Origin of the sequence: Heliomicrobium modesticaldum Ice1, from assembly GCF_000019165.1 — a bacterium.
Classification (GTDB): domain Bacteria; phylum Bacillota; class Desulfitobacteriia; order Heliobacteriales; family Heliobacteriaceae; genus Heliomicrobium; species Heliomicrobium modesticaldum.
The window spans coordinates 1,125,001-1,143,877 of sequence record NC_010337.2 but is presented as its reverse complement, the minus strand read 5'-3'; the positions used below and the strand labels follow the sequence as shown (position 1 = coordinate 1,143,877).

At 58.8% G+C, this 18,877-nt stretch carries 16 protein-coding genes, 1 tRNA gene and 2 rRNA genes; all 19 read right to left on the bottom strand.

Going from position 1 to position 18,877, the window contains the following annotated elements; all coding sequences use genetic code 11:
• Window positions 1–270: 270 nt before the first annotated feature.
• Window positions 271–753 carry an LSm family protein gene (locus HM1_RS05080; protein ID WP_012282227.1) on the bottom strand — a complete coding sequence of 161 codons (483 nt, stop codon included), beginning with the start codon at window positions 751–753 and terminating at the stop codon, window positions 271–273.
• Window positions 754–838: 85 nt separating this feature from the next.
• Window positions 839–1,981: a homocitrate synthase gene (gene nifV / locus HM1_RS05075; RefSeq protein WP_012282226.1), complete on the bottom strand. Its 1,143-nt coding sequence runs from the start codon at window positions 1,979–1,981 to the stop codon at window positions 839–841.
• Window positions 1,982–1,999: 18 nt separating this feature from the next.
• Window positions 2,000–2,833 carry a radical SAM protein gene (locus HM1_RS05070; RefSeq protein ID WP_012282225.1) on the bottom strand — a complete coding sequence of 278 codons (834 nt, stop codon included), beginning with the start codon at window positions 2,831–2,833 and terminating at the stop codon, window positions 2,000–2,002.
• 88 nt (window positions 2,834–2,921) lie between these two features.
• Entirely contained in the window at window positions 2,922–3,194 is a 273-nt protein-coding gene (gene fdxB / locus HM1_RS05065; protein WP_012282224.1) for a ferredoxin III, nif-specific, read from the bottom strand.
• A gap of 3 nt (window positions 3,195–3,197) precedes the next feature.
• A complete protein-coding gene (gene nifX / locus HM1_RS05060) occupies window positions 3,198–3,587 on the bottom strand; it encodes a nitrogen fixation protein NifX (RefSeq protein ID WP_012282223.1) in 390 nt (129 codons plus the stop codon).
• A 12-nt stretch (window positions 3,588–3,599) separates the two neighbouring features.
• On the bottom strand, window positions 3,600–4,982 hold the full coding sequence (nifN, locus tag HM1_RS05055; protein WP_012282222.1) for a nitrogenase iron-molybdenum cofactor biosynthesis protein NifN: 1,383 nt from the start codon (window positions 4,980–4,982) through the stop codon (window positions 3,600–3,602).
• On the bottom strand, window positions 4,979–6,337 hold the full coding sequence (gene nifE, locus HM1_RS05050; RefSeq protein ID WP_012282221.1) for a nitrogenase iron-molybdenum cofactor biosynthesis protein NifE: 1,359 nt from the start codon (window positions 6,335–6,337) through the stop codon (window positions 4,979–4,981). Before nifE ends, nifN begins: the two co-directional genes overlap by 4 nt.
• Before the next feature lie 236 nt (window positions 6,338–6,573).
• Complete coding sequence (nifK, locus tag HM1_RS05045; RefSeq protein ID WP_012282220.1) at window positions 6,574–8,016, bottom strand: nitrogenase molybdenum-iron protein subunit beta; 1,443 nt, start codon at window positions 8,014–8,016, stop codon at window positions 6,574–6,576.
• Window positions 8,013–9,473 carry a nitrogenase molybdenum-iron protein alpha chain gene (gene nifD, locus HM1_RS05040; RefSeq protein ID WP_012282219.1) on the bottom strand — a complete coding sequence of 487 codons (1,461 nt, stop codon included), beginning with the start codon at window positions 9,471–9,473 and terminating at the stop codon, window positions 8,013–8,015. The genes nifK and nifD overlap by 4 nt, the downstream gene beginning before the upstream one ends.
• A gap of 171 nt (window positions 9,474–9,644) precedes the next feature.
• Window positions 9,645–10,499, bottom strand: a complete 855-nt coding sequence (nifH, locus tag HM1_RS05035; protein WP_012282218.1) for a nitrogenase iron protein — start codon at window positions 10,497–10,499, stop codon at window positions 9,645–9,647.
• Between the two features lie 33 nt (window positions 10,500–10,532).
• Window positions 10,533–10,919, bottom strand: coding sequence for a P-II family nitrogen regulator (locus HM1_RS05030; RefSeq protein ID WP_012282217.1), 387 nt, complete (start codon window positions 10,917–10,919; stop codon window positions 10,533–10,535).
• A gap of 5 nt (window positions 10,920–10,924) precedes the next feature.
• A complete protein-coding gene (locus tag HM1_RS05025) occupies window positions 10,925–11,242 on the bottom strand; it encodes a P-II family nitrogen regulator (RefSeq protein WP_012282216.1) in 318 nt (105 codons plus the stop codon).
• 313 nt (window positions 11,243–11,555) lie between these two features.
• Window positions 11,556–11,993, bottom strand: a complete 438-nt coding sequence (locus HM1_RS05020) for a HutP family protein (RefSeq protein WP_012282215.1) — start codon at window positions 11,991–11,993, stop codon at window positions 11,556–11,558.
• Between the two features lie 334 nt (window positions 11,994–12,327).
• Window positions 12,328–13,092: a LamB/YcsF family protein gene (locus tag HM1_RS05015; protein ID WP_012282214.1), complete on the bottom strand. Its 765-nt coding sequence runs from the start codon at window positions 13,090–13,092 to the stop codon at window positions 12,328–12,330.
• Between the two features lie 3 nt (window positions 13,093–13,095).
• Window positions 13,096–14,013 (bottom strand): 5-oxoprolinase subunit C family protein, encoded by a 918-nt coding sequence (locus HM1_RS05010; protein ID WP_202943759.1) that lies wholly within the window; start codon window positions 14,011–14,013, stop codon window positions 13,096–13,098.
• Window positions 13,919–14,821, bottom strand: coding sequence for a 5-oxoprolinase subunit PxpB (gene pxpB, locus HM1_RS15100; protein ID WP_202943750.1), 903 nt, complete (start codon window positions 14,819–14,821; stop codon window positions 13,919–13,921). Before pxpB ends, HM1_RS05010 begins: the two co-directional genes overlap by 95 nt.
• 322 nt (window positions 14,822–15,143) lie before the next feature.
• Window positions 15,144–18,057 (bottom strand): 23S ribosomal RNA (locus HM1_RS05000).
• 237 nt (window positions 18,058–18,294) lie between these two features.
• Window positions 18,295–18,370: transfer RNA gene (locus HM1_RS04995), tRNA-Ala, on the bottom strand.
• 64 nt (window positions 18,371–18,434) lie between these two features.
• Window positions 18,435–18,551 (bottom strand): 5S ribosomal RNA (gene rrf, locus HM1_RS04990).
• Window positions 18,552–18,877: the final 326 nt, after the last annotated feature.

Genomic DNA, 18,877 nt, shown 5'->3' with positions numbered 1-18,877 from the left:
TTCTGAACGTTTTGCCCTTACAGCCGAAAGGCCCGGTCTGTTTGGACTGCATGACTGGGACGTCCGTTGCCCTGTTTTGAGGGGGTTCCGTGCAATCGGTTGTGTCCGCAGCTCCCCCCGGGGATCCAAAAAAAAAAACGCCCTGGAACGATCCGTTCCGGACGTGGCCTGTGATCAAGACCGATGAGGTTGGGGTGAGGGTTACCTATGGCAATCAGCCGGTCGCGACGCATCACTGACGCCGGCGGGGAACGGCTGACATTCCATGCATCAGTAGTAATAGCCGGTACGGGCCAACAAGGACGTCAAGAGGAAAAGAGGGATGAAGGTGCGGTAAAATGGTCCCGGTCCAAATCCCGGCCCGTAGAAGGGCCGACGATAGGGAAAGCGATAGGGGTAGCGGTAGGGCGGGTAGAAAAACTGTTCCGCTTGCACGGTATCTCCCGCCATCGTTTCTACAGCCGTCATCTCTTCCGGTGCCATGACCGCTTCCGCCGTCATCGTTTCTTCAGAGGGATAGGCTTCTCCGCCTGCCATGACTTCTGTGACCGCGTCGTTTCTTTGCGCCGTCGGTCGGGAATCCTCCATCTCCAATTCGATATAATCGTCCCCCACAGAGACGAGACGGCCCCTGTAGGTCCGCACGCCCTCGGGATGGCGGACCTCGGCGGTCACCTCTTGGCCGATCATACCGCAAAGCCTGTCGCACATCATGGGACGATAGGCGGGGGAAAGGGTATAGGCGCTGTCCATGACCATCTCTCCTTGCCACTTTGGTTTTTTCAATGGCAATGTATTCCATGGTCGGTCAGGAGGTGACAGGTCGACAGGCGGTTTCTCAGGCACGCATGTCCCTTTGTGCAGACGTCTCACCAAAGATGAGGTCGACGATGTCGTGCTGGCGCAGGGGGCGCTTCAAGACTTGGCTGAGTTGGCGCACGTTCAAGAGCAATTGGGTCATCTCCTCCTGGTCCAGGTCATGTCCCTGGGCCTTGAGCAGTTCAGCCAAAAGTTTTCGCCCGCTGTATTTGCCAAAGGCGATGCGGTGGCGGCGACCCACATACTCGGGCGGATAGGCTTCATAATTGGAACGGTCTTTATTCAGTCCATCTACATGAATGGATGAGGCGTGCGTGAAGGCGTCGCGGCCCACAACAGGCTTGGAGAAGGGGATGGGCCGACGTGTGGACCAACTGACGAGCCGGCAGAGCGCCGGCAACAGCGCCAGGTTGATGCGCGTATCGGCAGCGCAGCACTGGCGCAGGGCGAGAGCCACCTCTTCCAGGGGGGCGTTGCCGGCCCGCTCACCGAGCCCGCAGACGGTGACGCTGGCCGCTTTGGCGCCTGCCTGGATGGCCGACACCGTGTTGGCCGTGGCCATACCCAGGTCATTGTGAGCATGGATCTCCAACGGAATGGAGAGCGATGACGTCAGGCGGTCAAAGAGGTTGAAGGTGCGGATGGGGTCGAGGATGCCCAGCGTGTCGGAGATGCGCAGCCGGTTCACTTTGAGGCGCTCCGCTTCCAGGCCCAGTTGGATCAAAAACTGGGGATCGGCCCGGCTGGCGTCTTCTAGGCCGATCACCACATAAAGCCCTTCCGCCTTGGCCCGGCGGACACAGGCGCCCATCTGGTCGAGGACCCACTGGCGGCTTTGGCGCAGTTTCTGGGTGATCTGCTGATCCGAAGAGGGAAGGCAGATGGCAACACTGCGGACGCCGCAGTTGAGGCTCGCTTCCAGATCGGAGATGACAGCCCGGTTCCAGGTGGTCACCCGCGTCGGCAGGTTCAACTTGACGATGCGGGCGATGGTCTCCTGTTCATCTTCTCCCATGGCGGGCACGCCCGTTTCAATTTCGTGGACGCCCGCTTCGGCGAGGCGCCGAGCCAGCAGTGCTTTTTCCTGTGGGCAAAAAGCCACGCCCGGCGTTTGCTCGCCGTCGCGCAGCGTCGTATCCATCAACCAAACCCGTTGGCGCATGACAACGCCCCCTTACCCTTATATCCATCCGATGGCGTCGGCGCGGCACTGGCGGCAGTGGGTCAGTTGGGGCAGGATGGCGGACGCTATTTGTTGCAGCTTCTGCAACAGGGCCGGCGTCGGCGGCACCCAATCGGCGAAATCACCCTGGTTGATCAGGGGCATGAGATTGAGCAGCCTGGCCCCGCGGCGCTTCACTTCCCGGGCAAGCGTTGCAACCTTGTCATCGTTCAGGCCCGGGATGACGACCGTATTGACTTTGACGGTCCGTCCGGCGGCGGCCGCCCTTTCGATGCCGTCCAGTTGCCGCTCGATGAGCAAGGCGGCGCCCGCCTCCCCGGTCAGCCTTTGTCCCTGATAGCGCACATGGCGGTAGATACGCGCGCCGATGGCCGGGTCGACTGTGTTCATCGTCACCGTGATGTGAGAGACGTTGAGCTTCACCAGATCGTCGAGGCGATCGGCGAGCAACAGACCGTTGGAGCTGACACAACTGATCAAGTGCGGATAATGCTCCTGAATCAGGCGGAAGGTCTTGAAGGTGTTTTCGTTGGCCAGCGGTTCTCCGGGGCCGGCGATGCCGACCACGTTGAGGTAGGGGCCGATATCGGAGGCCAGCGCCTGTTCGACGCGCCAGAGGGCTTGTTCCGGCGTGATCACCCGGCTGGTGACGCCGGGGCGGGACTCGTTGGCGCAGTCGAACTTGCGCACACAGTATCCACAGCCGATGTTGCAGCTCGGCGCCACCGGCAGGTGGATGCGCCCGGCTTTACCGTGACCCTGAGGTGAAAAACAGGGGTGGCGAAGGGTCGACTCTTTTGGGTTTCCAGCGCAAGATCCGAGACAGCCCATGCTTCACACCTCTTTCCGATTCATCCTGTTATCGTCAGGTGATGGGAAACCTGTCCTTTCCCACCGATGAGAGGCGACTCCCCTCGCTTCAGCCTTCGATCTCTTTTGGCGCGAAGGTGAAGCAGCGCTTGGCGCAGGTCCTGCCGCAGGCCTGGCAGCCGATGCAGCGGTTCTTGTCAGCGATGATGGCGATCATGCGCTGCATGTCGTCTTCGTCCGTGAAGGTAGTGATACCGAGGGCGCCTTGGGCGCACACCTTGATGCAGCGGCCGCAGCCCATGCATTTCATGGGGTCGATCGCTTCGACGAATTTGGGGGTCCATTCCTGACCGCCGTAGGTCAATCCGATGAAGGTAGCCATCTGTTAGTCCTCCTTCAGCCTCTTCTCTTGTTGAAGCCGTTTGCGCAGCCACGGCGGCGGGGAACCGGCCAGCAAGGTCTGCAGGCGCTTCAGTTCGTCTTCGATGACCGTTCCTTCGGGCACTTTCAGCGGGTGGATCCCGCTCTGAACCAGGCGGGCCGCTGCCGGGCCGCCGATGCTGGTGCAGTAGGCGACGGTACAGCCGTGCAGGATCTGCATGCGGGTTTCAACCTTGTCCTCTTTGTCCGCCTCCGAGGCGAACTCTTGCGGGCAGTAGACCATTCCCTTTGACACAATCGCTTCAGCGGTGACATCGTAGATGGCGAAGGCGGGAGCGAGCCCGAAGTGGGCATCGATGCAGGTCTGGCTTCCAGTGGCAAAAGCAACGAGCATAGGAGGCCCTCCTTACACAGCCATGGCGTTCAGGCAGTCGATGAGGAATCGCTGGGTTCCCCGGTAGCCGATCCAGACCGTTTGAGGCATGCCAGCCCGGTCGAAGACGGGAAGGCCGGCGCGCAGATGGGGGATTTTCAGCGGCAGAGCCGCCTGGCGGGCATTGGAGTTGGCGATGATCAGGTGGCTGCCGGCGGCCATCTCCTCCAGGTGTTCCAGATCGCCGACGGCGACGGGGATGCCGGGAGGGACCGCGCTCGGTTCAGGAGCCGAGGCGGCCAAGGCGGTCTGGATGACGGCGCCGAATTCGGCGAGGCAGCCGGCTAAGCTCAGCAGGAGGTCCGATTCGAGGGCCAGGGCGATTTTTTTCTGGCCGATCTGGTCGTGGTAGTCGGCCAGTGTATCCAACAGGCGGCTCCGTTGCCGGAGCAGCCGCTCCGGGATGGGCCGTCCCGAGATTTGGCACAGTGTGAGGACGAAGAGGTCGACGGCGTCCAACCCTGTCAAGGAGTGGACGGCCAAATGGGGCACGCCGTGCATCCGCTGGAGCGCCTCGCCGACGACGGCCATGCTGGGGCCGAAGGAGAAGGCGGCCACAGAGCCGGGGATACGGCGGATCTCCTCTAAGGTGATGCCGCCCTGTACGACCGGCGCCGGGTCGATCTCGGAGTGACCGTCCAAGGATGTAGAGATATCCGGCAGAACAAGCGGTGTCAGTCCAAAGAGGCTCACCATGTCTTTCAGTTCTTCCACGTCAGCCGGGGTGAGATGGGCGCCAGGTAAGAGGGCGATTGTCTTCGCTTCCTGCGGCGCAGAATCCTTAGCCAGCGTTTCTACGAGGGCCAAGGCGGTGCGCTGATAGCCTTCTTGCAACGAACCGATATAATCAGGTGTCTTGGCCAGAACCACTGGCAGGCCGCTCAAGTCGGGCCGTTCCTGCCGCAGGGTGGACCAGGCGCTTCCCATGTCATCGCCGAAGGTTTCCGTCAGGCCGGAGCTCATGACGCCGATGATGCGCGGCTTAAACTTGTCGGCCGCTTTGGCGATGCCCTTTTTGAGATGTTCCCAGCCGCCAAAAATAGCCGTTTCCTCTAAAAGGGCTGTCGAGTTAAGCGGTACCGGTTCTTTAAAGTGGCGCGACAACTGGAGCCGGATGAAAGTGGAGCATCCCTGGGAGCCGTGCAAGAGGGCTAACAGTCCGTCGACGCCCATGTAGGCGAGGGTAGCGCCGAGGGCGGGGCTGTTTTTCTGGGGATTGCCGGTGTAGCTTCGCGGGGTGACGGCCGGGGCAGCGCTGGCACTGCCAGCTTTTACATCCTCAGTGGCGTTGGCGGCCTTTGCGACCACGTTATCCATCGCAAGGTCGGCATTGACACTGGATCGCGGCTGCATCATGGCACGTCACCTCCTGCCGGAAAGGGTTTTTGCATTTTTTCCCAGACGGGGCTGAAGACGGTGCGGGCGACGGCCTTGGCGAAGGTGATCATGCCGTTATAGCCGGCGTAGGGCAGGTTGCGTCCGTGGTTGATGTCGAGAAAAGGGGTCCGCGTCTTGTGGGCCAGGTATTTCGTCTTGCCGCCCGCCACGATCAGGTCGGGCGCTTTTTCTTTGATCAGGGTCAAAAACCCGGCGGCGCTGGTGTCTTCGATGATGTGGGCTTCCGGATCCATGAGGGCCTTCATGCGCAGGAAGTCTTCCGGGGTCGAGTTCTGGGTGCCGCCGGCGAGGACCTCGATGCCCAGTTCCTTCAAGGTGGTGACCATGGACCAGGTCTTGACGCCGCCGGTGAAGAGGACAGCCCGCTTGCCTTCGAGTCCTTGTCTGTAGGGCGCGATGAGGGCCCGCGTCTCAGCCTCTTTCTGCCGAATGTGATCTTCTGTCCGGGCGATCAGGTCGGCGTCGCCGAAGGCTTCGGCGATGGCTCGCAAGGTCTTGCTCGTGTCATGGATCCCATAGAAGGAGCCTTCAATGTAGGGGATGCCGTATTTCTTTTCCATTTGTTTGACCAGGTTGGTCAGGCTCTTCGAGCAGACGAGGATGTTCAGCTTGGCCCGGTGGGCGGTGCGCAGGTCGTCGAAGCGGGCGTCGCCGCTGATGCAGGATTGCAGTTTGACGCCGATGGCTTCAAGGGAGGGCAGGACGCCCCAGAGGTCGCCGGCGATGTTGTACTCGCCGATGAAGTTGATGGCGAAGGGGTGGCTCCCCTCCGGCTCGGCCGTGCCGATGACTTGCTGGAAGAGGACTTCGCCGGAGACCCGGTTGCCGATGTTCTTATCACCGAGGAAACCGGGGGCGTTGACGGGGATGACGGGAACGGGGACCTGCGCCTGTGCTTGCCGGCAGGCAAATTCCAGGTCGTCACCGATCAGAGCTGACAGGCAGGTGGCATAGACAAAGACTGCCTTCGGCCGGTGCTTCGCGGCGACTTCGACGATGGCCTGGATGAGCTTTTTCTCTCCGCCGTAGACGACGTCCATCTCCATCAGGTCGGTTGTCAACCCCCGGCGGTAGAGCTGCGCTCCCGAAGAGCGAGCGCCCCGGTTATCCCAGGAATTGCCTGCGCAGGCGATGGGACCGTGGACGACGTGGGCGGCGTCGGTGATCGGCATGAGCACGACCCGGGCGCCGTCGAAGGCGCAGGAGCGCTCGGCGCCTTCCCCGGGCAGCGCTTTCAGGCAGAGCTTGGGCGCGCCCTTGTCGCTGAGAGGACATTCCTCGCGCAGGTTTAACTTGGACAGATTGACGAACACCGGCGACACCCCCTATTCCACTTTTTCTCAGTCAAAGAACTGTTTTTCGCTGGTTCTTTTCTCTAGGTGGCTCTTTTGTGCAGGCTTCTGTGAGGAGGCACACGTTGCACTGAAAAATCGTCGCTTTTTTCTCGGCCCCATTGCCATGGCAGATGGGGCGTCGAAGGGAGCGACTCCGGTGGCGGCTTCCCGCCACCGGAGCTTCTACCACCCCTTCACCTGCGGCGTTCACCGGATCAGCGCATCAGTTCGAAGAGACGGTCCGGGCAGGTGCAGTCGACTTGGTCTATGAAGGTGTTGGCGATCATGGTGACCAGGTTGATGGCGCCTTGGTAGCCGACGATGGGGCTCCGGTGCAGGTTGACGCGGTCCATGATCGGGAAGCCGATGCGGACCAAGGGGATGTTGGCGTCCTTGGCGTTGAACTTGCCGTGGGAGTCGCCGATCAGCATGTCGACAGGCTCCGTCATCAGCAGCGAGCGCATATGCCAGAGGTCGCGGCCGACATGGACGCCGCAGTCCTTGCCGAAGGGGCTGGCGTCGAGCACCGCTTGGATGTCCTTGCGGAACTGCTCGGTGCCGTTGGTACAAACGATGTGGGCCGGGATGCCGCCCATTTCGAGCAGGAAGCCGGTGAGGCCCAGGAGCAGGTCGGGGTCGCCGAACAGGGCGAAACGCTTGCCGTGGATGTACGGATGGGCGTCGATGGCCGAGTCGACGGCACGGCCGCGCTCTTTTTCCAATTCTGCCGGGATCGGCTTGCCGGTCATCTCTTGCAGGGCCATGAGGAACTTGTCGGTGTTGTTGATACCGATGGGCATGGTGACCACTTCCGTGTTGATCTTCTGGACGTTTTTGACGAACTTGTAGCTGCCGACGGTGGAGTAGCGCTGCATGAAGATGAAGCCGGAGGCGTTCAGGGCGTCCGCCAGTTCCGCCATAGGCGTGCCGCCGGGGTAGATCCGGTACTCACCGGTGTGGGGCGAATCCATCGCTTCGGTGGCGTCAGGCAGCATCGTCATGGGGATGCCCATGGCCGATACGAGGCGCTTGTATTCGCGCAGGTTGCCGGGGTAGGCGTCAAAGCCAGGGACCACATAGAGGCGGCCGTTGGTCCATCTGCCATGGCGCGGGTCGGCCAAGGACTGGAGCAGGGCTTTGAACATATTGTCCCAACCGGTGATGTGAGAGCCCACGAAGGAGGGCGTCTGGGCGAAGGCGATGGGGAAGTCCCGGGGCACCGAGCCGGCGTTGCGGGCGTTGGCGATAAAGGCGTTCAGGTCGTCGCCGATAACCTCGGCCATGCAGGAGGTGAAGACAGCGATCATCTGGGGCTTATAGACCTGGTAGGCGTTTTTCAGACCTTCGATCAGGTTGGCTTGACCGCCGAAGACGGCCGAGTCTTCGGTCATCGAGTCGGAGACGGTGGGAACAGGCTCGCGCAGGTGACGGTTCAGGGTGTTGCGGAAGTAGGCGGCGCAGCCTTGCGAACCGTGGACGAAGGGGAGGCAGCCCTCGATGCCAAGGGCGCAAAGGAGGGCGCCGAGGGGCTGGCAGGCTTTGGAGGGGTTGATGGACAGGGCTTTGCGGTTGAAGTTCATCTCCCGGTATTCGGGCGAATTCAGCCATTCGGCCACCTCTTCTTTGGATTGCCTGTAGGCGCAGGTGTTCTCACTCATTTGCGCACCTCCTTCGCGTCTTTTTGCCAGGGCACCTTGGCCAGTCCCCAAGTGGGGCTGCTCAGGGCGATATCCATGTCACGGGCGAAGATGGGGAAACCGTCATAGGCGTGGTAGGGACCGGAATAATCCCAAGAGTGCATCTGGCGGAAGGGGTAGCCCATCTTTTCAAAGACGTACTTTTCCTTGATCCCGGAGCCGATCAGGTCGGGCCGCATGCGGTTGACGAACTCTTCAAACTCGAAAGCGGTCACGTCGTCATAGATGACGGTGTTGTCGCCCATCATGGGGAAGGTGCGGTCATAGTCGTCTTTGTGGGCAAACTCGTAACCGGTGCCGACAACTTCCATGCCCAGGTCTTCGTAGGCGCCGATGACATGACGGGGACGGAGGCCGCCGACGTAGAGCATGACCTTTTTGCCTTCCAGACGCGGGCGGTACTTGTCGATGACGGCTTGCATGAGGGGATCGTACTTGGCGATGACCGCTTCCGCTTTCTCTTGGATGGTCTCGTCGAAGAAAGCGGCGATTTTGCGGATCGATTCTTTGATCTTAGTGGGGCCGAAGAAGTTGAACTCCACCCAGGGGATCCCGTATTCCTCTTCCATGTGTTTGCAGATGTAGTTCATGCTGCGGTAGCAGTGGATGAGGTTCAGCTTCACCTGATGGGCCGTTTGCAGCATCTCGACGGTGGCGTCGCCGGTCCAGATGTTGCGCACCTTCAGGCCCATCTCTTCGAGAATCTTGATGGATGCCCAGGCGTCGCCGCCGATGTTGTAGTCGCCGATGAGGGAGACGTCATAGGGGCCGGGATCGGGACGTTCCTTTTTGGCCAGCAGGTGGTCGCGTATCGCGTCGTTGGCGATGTGGTGGCCGAGGGACTGGCTGATGCCACGGAAGCCTTCGCAGCGGACCGGGACGATGGGGATGCCCAGTTCCTTGCTCATCCGCTTGGAGACGCTCTCGATATCGTCGCCGATGAGGCCGACGGGGCATTCGGACATGACGGAGATGCCTTTAACAGTCGGGAAGAGTGCTTTGACTTCCCGACAGAGTTGCTCCAGCTTCTTGTCGCCGCCGTAGACGATGTCGCCTTCGGTGAAGTCGGAGGTGAACTGGAAGGGAACGAAGTTATCGACACCCAGGGTGCCTTCCGCCAGGTTCCGGCGGTTGCCCCAGGAGTAGTAGCCGCAGCCAACCGGTCCGTGGGAGATGTGCACCATATCTTTCACCGGTCCGAAGACGACGCCTTTGGCGCCGGCGAAGGCGCAACCGCGGGCGGTCATCAGGCCGGGGACTGTCTTGGCGTTGGATCGAATCGAGCAGGAGGCGCAGCCCTCTTCCTTGACGGTGATGTGCTTGGCGCGCATCTTCTGAACTTTTTCGGGATAGGCAGAGAGGACCTCGTCGACCATCGCTCTGCTGGCATATCCCTTCAGATCCTGCTGTTCAGCCATGAAGCTACACCTCTTTCCTTTCTAAAATTGGGTGTTTTCGTCGCGTAAGTAGCATTCGGAGGACATTGCCGGTCATCGAGAAGAGATGTCAGGGTTTATAAAAAAGTAGCTTTCTGCGTATTCTGCGAAGGCGATGTAGATGGTCGAGAAATTCGTTGCGTTGATGTGGTCTTAGCCGAGCTTGGCGGCCGCCGTTTCCTCGTCTTCCAGGATGCCGTACTGGATGAGCAGGTCTTCCAGTTCGTCCATGGTGAGCGGTGTGGGGATGACGAGTTTTTTGTTTTCGTCGATTTTCTTGGCCAGGGCGCGGTATTCATCAGCTTGCGGATGATCGGGGGAGTACTCGATGACGGTCATCCGGCGCAGCTCGGCCCGCTGGACTTGGTTGTCGCGAGGCAGGAAGTGGATCATCTGGGTACCCAGGCGGGTGGCCAACTCGTCGATCAGTTCGTATTCCTTGTCAACCTTCCGGCTGTTGCAGATCAGGCCGCCGAGACGGACCTTGCCGGAGGAGGCGTACTTGAGGATGCCGCGGGCGATGTTGTTGGCGGCGTACATGGCCATCATTTCGCCGGAGGTGACGATGTAGATCTCTTGGGCTTTGTTTTCGCGAATCGGCATGGCGAAACCACCGCAGACGACGTCGCCGAGAACGTCATAGAAGACATAATCGAGGTCCGGGGTGTAGGCGCCGTTTTCTTCGAGGAAGTTGATGGCGGTGATGACGCCGCGGCCGGCGCAGCCGACGCCCGGTTCCGGGCCGCCCGACTCGGCGCAGCGGATGTCGGCAAAACCGGTGAGGAGCACGTCACTCAGTTCGAGGTCTTCAACGGTGCCTTTCTCACGAGCCAGGTCCATGACGGTGGCCTGCGCTTTGGAGTGCAGGATCAGACGGGTCGAGTCGGCTTTGGGGTCGCAGCCGACGATCATGACCTTTTTGCCCATCTCCGCCAAAGCGGAAACGGTGTTTTGCGTGGTGGTGGACTTGCCGATGCCACCTTTTCCGTAAATGGCGATCTGCCGCATGGGGATTCCTCCTTCCGTCTTCCGTGGATGAGATTAGATGACGGCGTCGCAGCCCCGCTCTTGGGTCCGCAGGCGGACCACTTCCTGCAGGGGGCAGACGAAGATTTTACCGTCACCGATATGACCGGTTTTGTTGGCCACCACGATGGCGTCCACCGCTGCCGAGACCTGATCATCCTGGACGATGATGGTCAGCATGCGCTTGGGAATCCATTTGATCTCCGGCTCCATGCGCTGCAGGGCCGCAGAGGCAAAGCTGTTCAGTTCCGGATCGATCTCGGCGGCCCAACCGCCGATGCCCTTTTGTCGTCCCCGGCCTTCCACGCTTTGGATGGTGAGGGCCGGGAAGCCGGCCTCTTCCAGGGCCTTTTTCGTGGCCGGTAGCTGGTGGCGCCGGATGAAGGCGACGATTTCTTTCATAACAATTACAACCCCCTTGCCCCCGTACGTACGGTGTAGGCCTCTTCCACCGGGGTGACGAAGATCTTGCCGTCACCCATGGAACCGGTTTTCCCGGCTTCGATGATCACATCGACGGCTTTCTCGACATTCTCATCATCGACGACCATCAGGAGCATCGTTTTGGGGAATTCGTCATAGACGACGTCGCCGATGCGCATCCCTTTGGTTTTGCCGCGACCAAAGACGTGCATTTTCGTGAGAGAGGTCAAACCCGCCTGGGCCAGGGCCTCCGCGACGACTTCGGCTTTTTCCGGCCGGACGATGGCACGGATCATTTTCATGGAATCAACGCCTCCTCTTTTTTATTGGGGGACAGTGACGGTTTGGGAAACCCTCGAAGATGGAAACCGTAGCATCACCTCCTTATGTGGTCAGGAAAAAACCCCCGCCGGAGAAACAGAAAGAGCCCTTGGTTTTTATTGACCAAAGGCTCTCTCATCCGCTGTAAACACTCCAACCCCGCAGAAGGGGTGGCGCCCGATTTCCTATGAAGTTGTGCGCTACGCTATGTCTGCGAAAAGCTCACTCTGCGAATGACACTCTCTCCGCTTACTTGACCTGCTGGACTCCTTATGACTGAAAAAGGTTCCTCACCTAAAGGTGCATGTATCCCAACCCAACCCGGCTGTGTTCGGTGAGAGAGTGGACGGATGACTTTCCGAAGATCCCGACGGCCACCCATCTGCCGTCGGAGATGATGCTGATTTTCAAGGCTAAGCTGGCGTTGTTGGCTGTTTCGAGAAAAATCCCTTTCATCGCATCGACGGTGGCGTGCAGCACGGCGTGGACGAACTCCGATTTTGCTTCGATGACGTTGGCGTTGATGGCGGCGGCGATGACGGAATTCGTCACTTTGCCGGTGCTCTGCAAGGCGCTGACGGTGCCCCCCACTTCGGTGACGACGCAGGCCAGTCCCATCTCTTCTCCGTAGTACTGGCGAAGGCGGTATTCTTTTTCTCTCGTCTCACTCATGGCAAGCATCATGGCGGCGCGCTCTAAAGAGGGTTTGCCCTCTTGGGCAGTTGCCTTCATCTCTCCCGAATCCCCCTTTTCGCGTTCTTAGAAAAAGAAGGGTAAAATGAGAAGGGTAAAACAAAAAAAGCCATCTTGAAGCGTTCGCTCCAAAATGGCCTCTATGCCACTTAGCAGAAGAGTCCTCTAAGTTATGATATAAAGATAGCCCTGTTTTCTTATCCTGTCACTCATCGAAAACAGGAAAAATGATTGAAACAGACCAATTAAGATCTGGATATCTCTTCTTCTCTTCCTTTTTCGCATCTTTTCATATATCTGTTTCGTCTCCCAACTTTTCTTTAGGCAGTCGTCCTATTGGTGTCCATATATTGCATTCCCTATTCTTGCATGGTCAGGTCCTTTCAAAGCCTGCTTTCACGGCGATCCCCGCTGTTTCCAAAGAAGCCCGCACCGCCTTGGCTATGGCGGCGGCGCCCGGGTTGTCGCCGTGCAGGCAGAGCGTGTCCGCGTCGATCCGGATCAGGTCGCCATCCATCGATGGAATGCAGCCGGTCTTCACCATCGCCACCGCCCGCGTGCCAGCCGTCTCCGGATCTGTGATTACCGCGCCAGCGAGGTTGCGCGGCGCCAGTGTGCCGTCAGATCGGTAAGCCCGGTCGACAAAAGCCTCCTGCGCCACCGTCAGCCCCAGCCTTTTTGCTGTTTCAACGAGGCAGGAGCCGGCGAGGGCGTAGAGAACGAGTTGCGGATCGACCCTTTTTACGGCCAGCGCAACCGCCGCCGCCAATTCGTCATCGACAGCAGCCATGTTGTAAAGGGCGCCGTGCGGTTTGACATGGTGAAGCCTTCCGCCGGCGGCCTGCACGAATGCCTGCAACGCCCCGATCTGATAGATGATCAGGTTGGTCACCTCAGACGGCCGGAGGCGCATCTCCCGGCGACCGAAGCCGGCCAGGTCGGGAAAGCCGGGATGGGCGCCGATGGCTACGCCAGACTGCAAGGCCCGTTCCACTGTGACCGCCATCACATCGGGATCGCCGCCGTGAAAGCCGCAAGCGATGTTGACAGATGAGGCGATGGCGATCATCTCAGCGTCACAGCCGATCCGGTAGGCACCAAAGCTTTCGCCGATATCACAGTTGAGGTCAATCCGCATCGTTTATGATACCTCCGGCGGCGACAATCGTCGCGCAATGATGCGTGAACGAAGGACTTCTGCCTGCTGACGCAGCGCAGCCCGCGCCTCGCCAAGGGTACAAGGGACAAAACGAACTTGGTGACCGGCCTGCGCTTGGGCCAGCAAGGGGATGTCGGCGGTGATGACGGTAGCGATCTTGGGATAGCCGCCGGTGGTCTGCCGATCGGCCATCAACAGGATGGGCTGACCGTCAGGTGGAACCTGCACCGCTCCCAAAGCGGTGGCGTCGGAGATCATCTCTTTTTCCATAACCGATTGAATCGACGGACCTTCCAAGCGATAGCCCATCCGATCCGATAGAGGGGAGATGCAGAAATCTGCTGAGAAAAAGCGTTCCCGCATGACGGACGAAAAAAAATCAGCCTGGGGACCCACGATCGCCCGAACGGAGACATCTGTCTTGTAGCGGGGAACCCACTCTGCCTGCATAATGCGATACCCGATTTGGTTAAAATCCTTTCCTCGGTAGTGCAAAAGCGTATCGCCAGCCTTCAGCGCCCGGCCCTGATAGCCACCGATCTGACCCTTCACGTAGGTGGAACGACTGCCCATTACCGGTTCGACAGCCCATCCGCCGGCCACAGCCAGATAGGCCCGGCAGCCGCTGCGCGGTGCACCGAAGGTCAATAGACTGCCCGCTTCTATCAGCACGTTTTCCCACATGGGCAGGGGATTGCCATCCACTGCTGGAGATAAATCGCCGCCGGTGACGGCGATGACCGCCGTTGATAAAAAACGCAGTTGCGGCCCGACCAGTGTAATCTCCAAGGCCGCCGCACCCGGATCATTGCCGACCAGCAGGTTGGCTGCTTGCAAGGAAAAGGTGTCCATGGCTCCGGCGACGGGCATCCCGGATGCCTGATGGCCATGACGCCCCATATCTTGGACGGTAGTTAATAAGCCGCCCTTGATGACCTGTACTGTCACTGTTGCTCGTCCCCTCCACCGGCGTCAGCTGCCAGCCCGATTTGCTCTTTTGGTGTAAAAATTGGTAGGTGGCGAGATCGATGGGGCGAAAGCGAACACGGTCGCCGGGGCGCATAAGCACCGGCGTTTCCCTGCGCGGATCATAGAGTTTTACCGGCGTGCGGCCGATGATCTGCCAACCGCCCGGCGCCTCGATGGGGTACATGCCGGTCTGTTCGCCGGCGATGCCGACCGAACCGGCAGGCACAGCCTTTCTCGGTTTGGCGTGGCGTGGCGCAGCGATCTTGGCGGGCACCTTCCCCAGGTAGCAAAAACCCGGCACAAACCCGAGCATATACAGGTGATAGGTCCTGTTCGCGTGGAGGGCGATCACCTCATCTGTTTTCAGACCGCTGCGCAGCGCCAATGACGTCAGATCAGGCCCCCATTCCCCACCGTAGAGAACAGGCACATCCCAGGTCAAAGACATGGTGCTGCCCTTTTCATTCAGCAGCGCCAGTTCCGCCCATAGGTAGCATTCGACGTCGTGAGCGTCAATTTGCATCGGATCGTAATAGACGGCCAATGTGCAATAAGTGGGGACGATCTCCCGTATCCAACGATGCTTCGCTTGCGCCAGCGCCGCCGCCATGGCATGCACCTGGATGTTGATTTCCGGGGAGATCTCTTGTTCAAACTGAATGAGCCAACAACTGTCTCCCATCGGCACCAGTCGGCACTTCTGTTCTTTTGTCTGATCCTCCATGATGTGCTTGCTCATCCCCATGCTGTCAGATTGTCCTCAAAATTACAAATATGATCTCCTCGGAAAAATTGTATCGAATTTTGTTAGAGAATGAAACGCTTTTTAAGTGATATTTTTAATCCTTGTGTAATCCTAAATGCCCAGCTAGAGGGCATGGTTGTCTATTCGAAGGCATGGCTGTTCACTGAAATAGGACTGCATCTGGAAATTGATCATTCTCCGATTGTGTCGTAGAAAGAAAGATCCCTACAAATGCAAAAAGCCCACCGCTTCGCCATAAAGCAGTGGGCTTCTCCCTCAAAACTACACAGAGGGTATCTGTCGTAAAGCAGCAAGGAAGGTCAAGTCCTCGACCGATTCGTACCCGTCGACTGAACGCCTCGCGGCGCGTACATCTCGGGCCGATCTACCAGGTCATCCTCCTGGGGTCTTACCTCTTTCGAGTGGGAAGTCTCATCTTTGGGTCGGTTTCGCGCTTAGATGCTTTCAGCGCTTATCCGCTCCCGACATAGCTACCCAGCGCTGCCGTTGGCACGACAACTGGGACACCAGCGGTCGGTCCACCCCGGTCCTCTCGTACTAGGGGCAGCTCCCGTCAAACTTCCTCCGCCTGCGATGGATAGGGACCGAACTGTCTCACGACGTTCTGAACCCAGCTCACGTACCGCTTTAATGGGCGAACAGCCCAACCCTTGGGACCTACTTCAGCCCCAGGATGCGATGAGCCGACATCGAGGTGCCAAACCTCCCCGTCGATGTGGACTCTTGGGGGAGATAAGCCTGTTATCCCCGAGGTAGCTTTTATCCGTTGAGCGACGGCATTTCCACTCACATACCGCCGGATCACTAAGCCCGACTTTCGTCCCTGCTCGACTTGTCTGTCTCGCAGTCAAGCTCCCTTATGCCTTTGCACTCTTTAGACTGATTTCCAACCAGTCTGAGGGAACCTTTGGGCGCCTCCGTTACCTTTTAGGAGGCGACCGCCCCAGTCAAACTGCCCACCTGACAGGGTCCCTGCGCCCGCTTCAGGGCGCCAGGTTAGAACTTCAGTGCATTCAGAGTGGTATCCCACCGGCGACTCCACCAAACCTGGCGGCCTGGCTTCCACGTCTCCCACCTATCCTGTACAAAACACACCAAAATCCAATGTCAGGCTACAGTAAAGCTCTACGGGGTCTTTCTGTCCTATCGCAGGTAACCCGCTTCTTCACGGGTAGATCAATTTCGCCGAGTCCCTCGTTGAGACAGTGCCCAGATCGTTACGCCTTTCGTGCGGGTCGGAACTTACCCGACAAGGAATTTCGCTACCTTAGGACCGTTATAGTTACGGCCGCCGTTTACTGGGGCTTCGGTTCAAAGCGTTAACCTCTCCCCTTAACCTTCCAGCACCGGGCAGGCGTCAGCCCCTATACGTCACCTTGCGGTTTGGCAGGGACCTGTGTTTTTGCTAAACAGTCGCCTGGGCCTCTTCACTGCGACTCCTTCGATGCTACGATTAAATAGCTCGCCGGAGTACCCCTTCTCCCGAAGTTACGGGGTCATTTTGCCGAGTTCCTTAACGAGGGTTTGCTCGCGCGCCTGAGGATTCTCTCCTCGCCTACCTGTGTCGGTTTGCGGTACGGGCACGTTGTCTCTCCCTAGAGGCTTTTCTTGGCAGTCTGGAATCAGTGACTTCGCTACTAAGGTTCGCTCCCCATCAGACCTTCGCGTTGATGAGCGACGGATTTGCCTATCGCTCCGCTACCGTCCTTGGCCATGCTCGACCAGCGGCATGGTTCACCTATCCTCCTGCGTCCCCCCATCGGTCAAACGATCCAACGTGGTACAGGAATCTCCACCTGTTGTCCATCACCTACGCCTTTCGGCCTCGGCTTAGGTCCCGACTTACCCTGGGCGGACGAGCCTTCCCCAGGAAACCTTAGGCTTGCGGCGGGCAGGATTCTCACCTGCCTTTTCGCGTACTCATACCGGCATTCTCACTTCCTTGCGCTCCACCCAGCCTTCCGGCTGAACTTCTACGCCCAAGGAACGCTCCCCTACCCAAGACTTACGTCTTGCCGAAGCTTCGGCGGCCTGTTTAGCCCCGTGTCATTTTCCGCGCAGCGTCACTCGACCAGTGAGCTATTACGCACTCTTTCAATGATGGCTGCTTCTAAGCCAACATCCTGGTTGTCTGGGCAACGCCACATCGTTTTCCACTTAACAGGCACTTGGGGGCCTTAGCTGTCGGTCTGGGCTGTTTCCCTCTTGACGACGGATCTTAGCACTCGCCGTCTGACTCCCGGGCATAAATGCGGGCATTCTGAGTTTGACAGGGTTCGGTAACCGGTGAAGGCCCCTAGCCCTATCAGCGCTTTACCTCCCGCATTCTAATCCCGAGGCTAGCCCTAAAGCTATTTCGGGGAGAACCAGCTATCTCCGGGTTCGATTGGAATTTCTCCCCTACCCACACCTCATCCGCCGACTTTTCAACGTCGGTCGGTTCGGGCCTCCACGAAGTTTTACCTCCGCTTCACCCTGGACATGGGTAGATCACCCGGTTTCGGGTCTGCAGCCACGAACTATGCGCCCTGTTCAGACTCGCTTTCGCTTCGGCTTCGGCTTTTTGCCTTAACCTTGCTCGTGACCGCAACTCGCCGGTTCATTCTACAAAAGGCACGCCATCACGGTTAAACCGCTCTGACTGCTTGTAAGCATACGGTTTCAGGTTCTCTTTCACTCCCCTTCCGGGGTGCTTTTCACCTTTCCCTCACGGTACTTGTGCACTATCGGTCGCTGAGGAGTATTTAGCCTTGGAGGGTGGTCCCCCCGGATTCCCACGGGATTTCACGTGCCCCGCGGTACTTGGGATCCCTTCTATCCGTCTCGCCTTTTCGCCTACAGGGGTGTTACCTGCTGTGCCGGGCCTTTCCAGACCACTTCGACTAAGACAATTGGGACATGGTGAAGGTCCCGCAACCCCGCCTCCGAAGAGGCGGTTTAGGCTCTTCCCCTTTCGCTCGCCGCTACTGAGGGAATCTCGGTTGATTTCTTTTCCTCCGGGTACTGAGATGTTTCAGTTCCCCGGGTTGGCCTCCCACGCCTATCGATTCAGCGTGGGATACTTGGATATGACTCCAAGTGGGTTGCCCCATTCGGGTATCCACGGATCGAGGCCTGCTTGCGACTCCCCGTGGCTTTTCGCAGCTGTCCGCGCCCTTCTTCGCCTCTCAGCGCCTAGGCATCCGCCGTATGCCCTTACTAACTTGACCTTATAATCGATTATTGTCGTTGCGTTTTATCCGTCGCTCGTCAAAACCTCTTGTCTGGATCACGCTATCTAAACGTCTCGTATAGACGAGCCCTTAGAAGCATGACCATCTAAAAAAGTCTGCAAAACGGCGGCATCGATCGCTTCGACCATAACCGCTTGCGCTTTACTATCCTCTGTGCAGTTTTCAAGGAGCAAAGGGCGCCACCGTAAAGGCGGCAGGAAAGATTTATTGGTATGGTGGAGCTAAGCGGGATCGAACCGCTGACCTCTTGAATGCCATTCAAGCGCTCTCCCAGCTGAGCTATAGCCCCATGTTGACCCGCTGCTGTCCGGGCATCGCTGCGCAGACTGTCGGGCCTGCCGGTTTCCCGGCTGATCCGGCAACGTCCTACTCTCCCGGGGACCACCGTCCCAAGTACCATCGGCGCTGGAGAGCTTAACTGCCGTGTTCGGGATGGGAACGGGTGTGACCTCTCCGCCATTGTCACCGGATCATCTTTAATTGTGAGGAACGACCGTCACGAACATTTCCGGCCATCGCCGCTCGCTGCGGCGTACCGTCGTCTGTCCGCTCACCGGAATTCAGAGTCTATCATACCGGTCAATCCTGATCAACCTGTACATTTTTCCTCTAAACCCAGTGTTTAGGTCCCTCAAAATCAAACAGTTGCTTCTCTTGCGTGCTTTTTAGTCCACGCGGACTTTTCCTGGTTCGCCCTGCTCTTGACGAGCCAGGCTGCTGCCAGGATGTATCCGCCGGTTCGACCTCGACATCCCGCGACAGCGCCGCCAAAGGGTCACCGGCGACGGTCGCGGCG

Excerpts from the sequence above, each read along its gene's own strand:
- nifH (WP_012282218.1), bottom strand. The coding sequence starts at position 10,499 with ATGCGGCAGATCGCCATTTACGGAAAAGGTGGCATCGGCAAGTCCACC.
- HM1_RS05025 (WP_012282216.1), bottom strand. The coding sequence starts at position 11,242 with ATGAAAATGATCCGTGCCATCGTCCGGCCGGAAAAAGCCGAAGTCGTC.
- pxpB (WP_202943750.1), bottom strand. The coding sequence starts at position 14,821 with ATGAGCAAGCACATCATGGAGGATCAGACAAAAGAACAGAAGTGCCGA.
- HM1_RS05010 (WP_202943759.1), bottom strand. The coding sequence starts at position 14,013 with ATGGGGCGTCATGGCCATCAGGCATCCGGGATGCCCGTCGCCGGAGCC.
- HM1_RS05030 (WP_012282217.1), bottom strand. The coding sequence starts at position 10,919 with ATGAAAGAAATCGTCGCCTTCATCCGGCGCCACCAGCTACCGGCCACG.
- nifX (WP_012282223.1), bottom strand. The coding sequence starts at position 3,587 with ATGCTCGTTGCTTTTGCCACTGGAAGCCAGACCTGCATCGATGCCCAC.
- nifV (WP_012282226.1), bottom strand. The coding sequence starts at position 1,981 with ATGCGCCAACGGGTTTGGTTGATGGATACGACGCTGCGCGACGGCGAG.
- HM1_RS05015 (WP_012282214.1), bottom strand. The coding sequence starts at position 13,092 with ATGCGGATTGACCTCAACTGTGATATCGGCGAAAGCTTTGGTGCCTAC.
- fdxB (WP_012282224.1), bottom strand. The coding sequence starts at position 3,194 with ATGGCTACCTTCATCGGATTGACCTACGGCGGTCAGGAATGGACCCCC.
- HM1_RS05080 (WP_012282227.1), bottom strand. The coding sequence starts at position 753 with ATGGACAGCGCCTATACCCTTTCCCCCGCCTATCGTCCCATGATGTGC.
- nifN (WP_012282222.1), bottom strand. The coding sequence starts at position 4,982 with ATGATGCAGCCGCGATCCAGTGTCAATGCCGACCTTGCGATGGATAAC.
- HM1_RS05020 (WP_012282215.1), bottom strand. The coding sequence starts at position 11,993 with ATGAAGGCAACTGCCCAAGAGGGCAAACCCTCTTTAGAGCGCGCCGCC.
- HM1_RS05070 (WP_012282225.1), bottom strand. The coding sequence starts at position 2,833 with ATGGGCTGTCTCGGATCTTGCGCTGGAAACCCAAAAGAGTCGACCCTT.
- nifK (WP_012282220.1), bottom strand. The coding sequence starts at position 8,016 with ATGAGTGAGAACACCTGCGCCTACAGGCAATCCAAAGAAGAGGTGGCC.
- nifD (WP_012282219.1), bottom strand. The coding sequence starts at position 9,473 with ATGGCTGAACAGCAGGATCTGAAGGGATATGCCAGCAGAGCGATGGTC.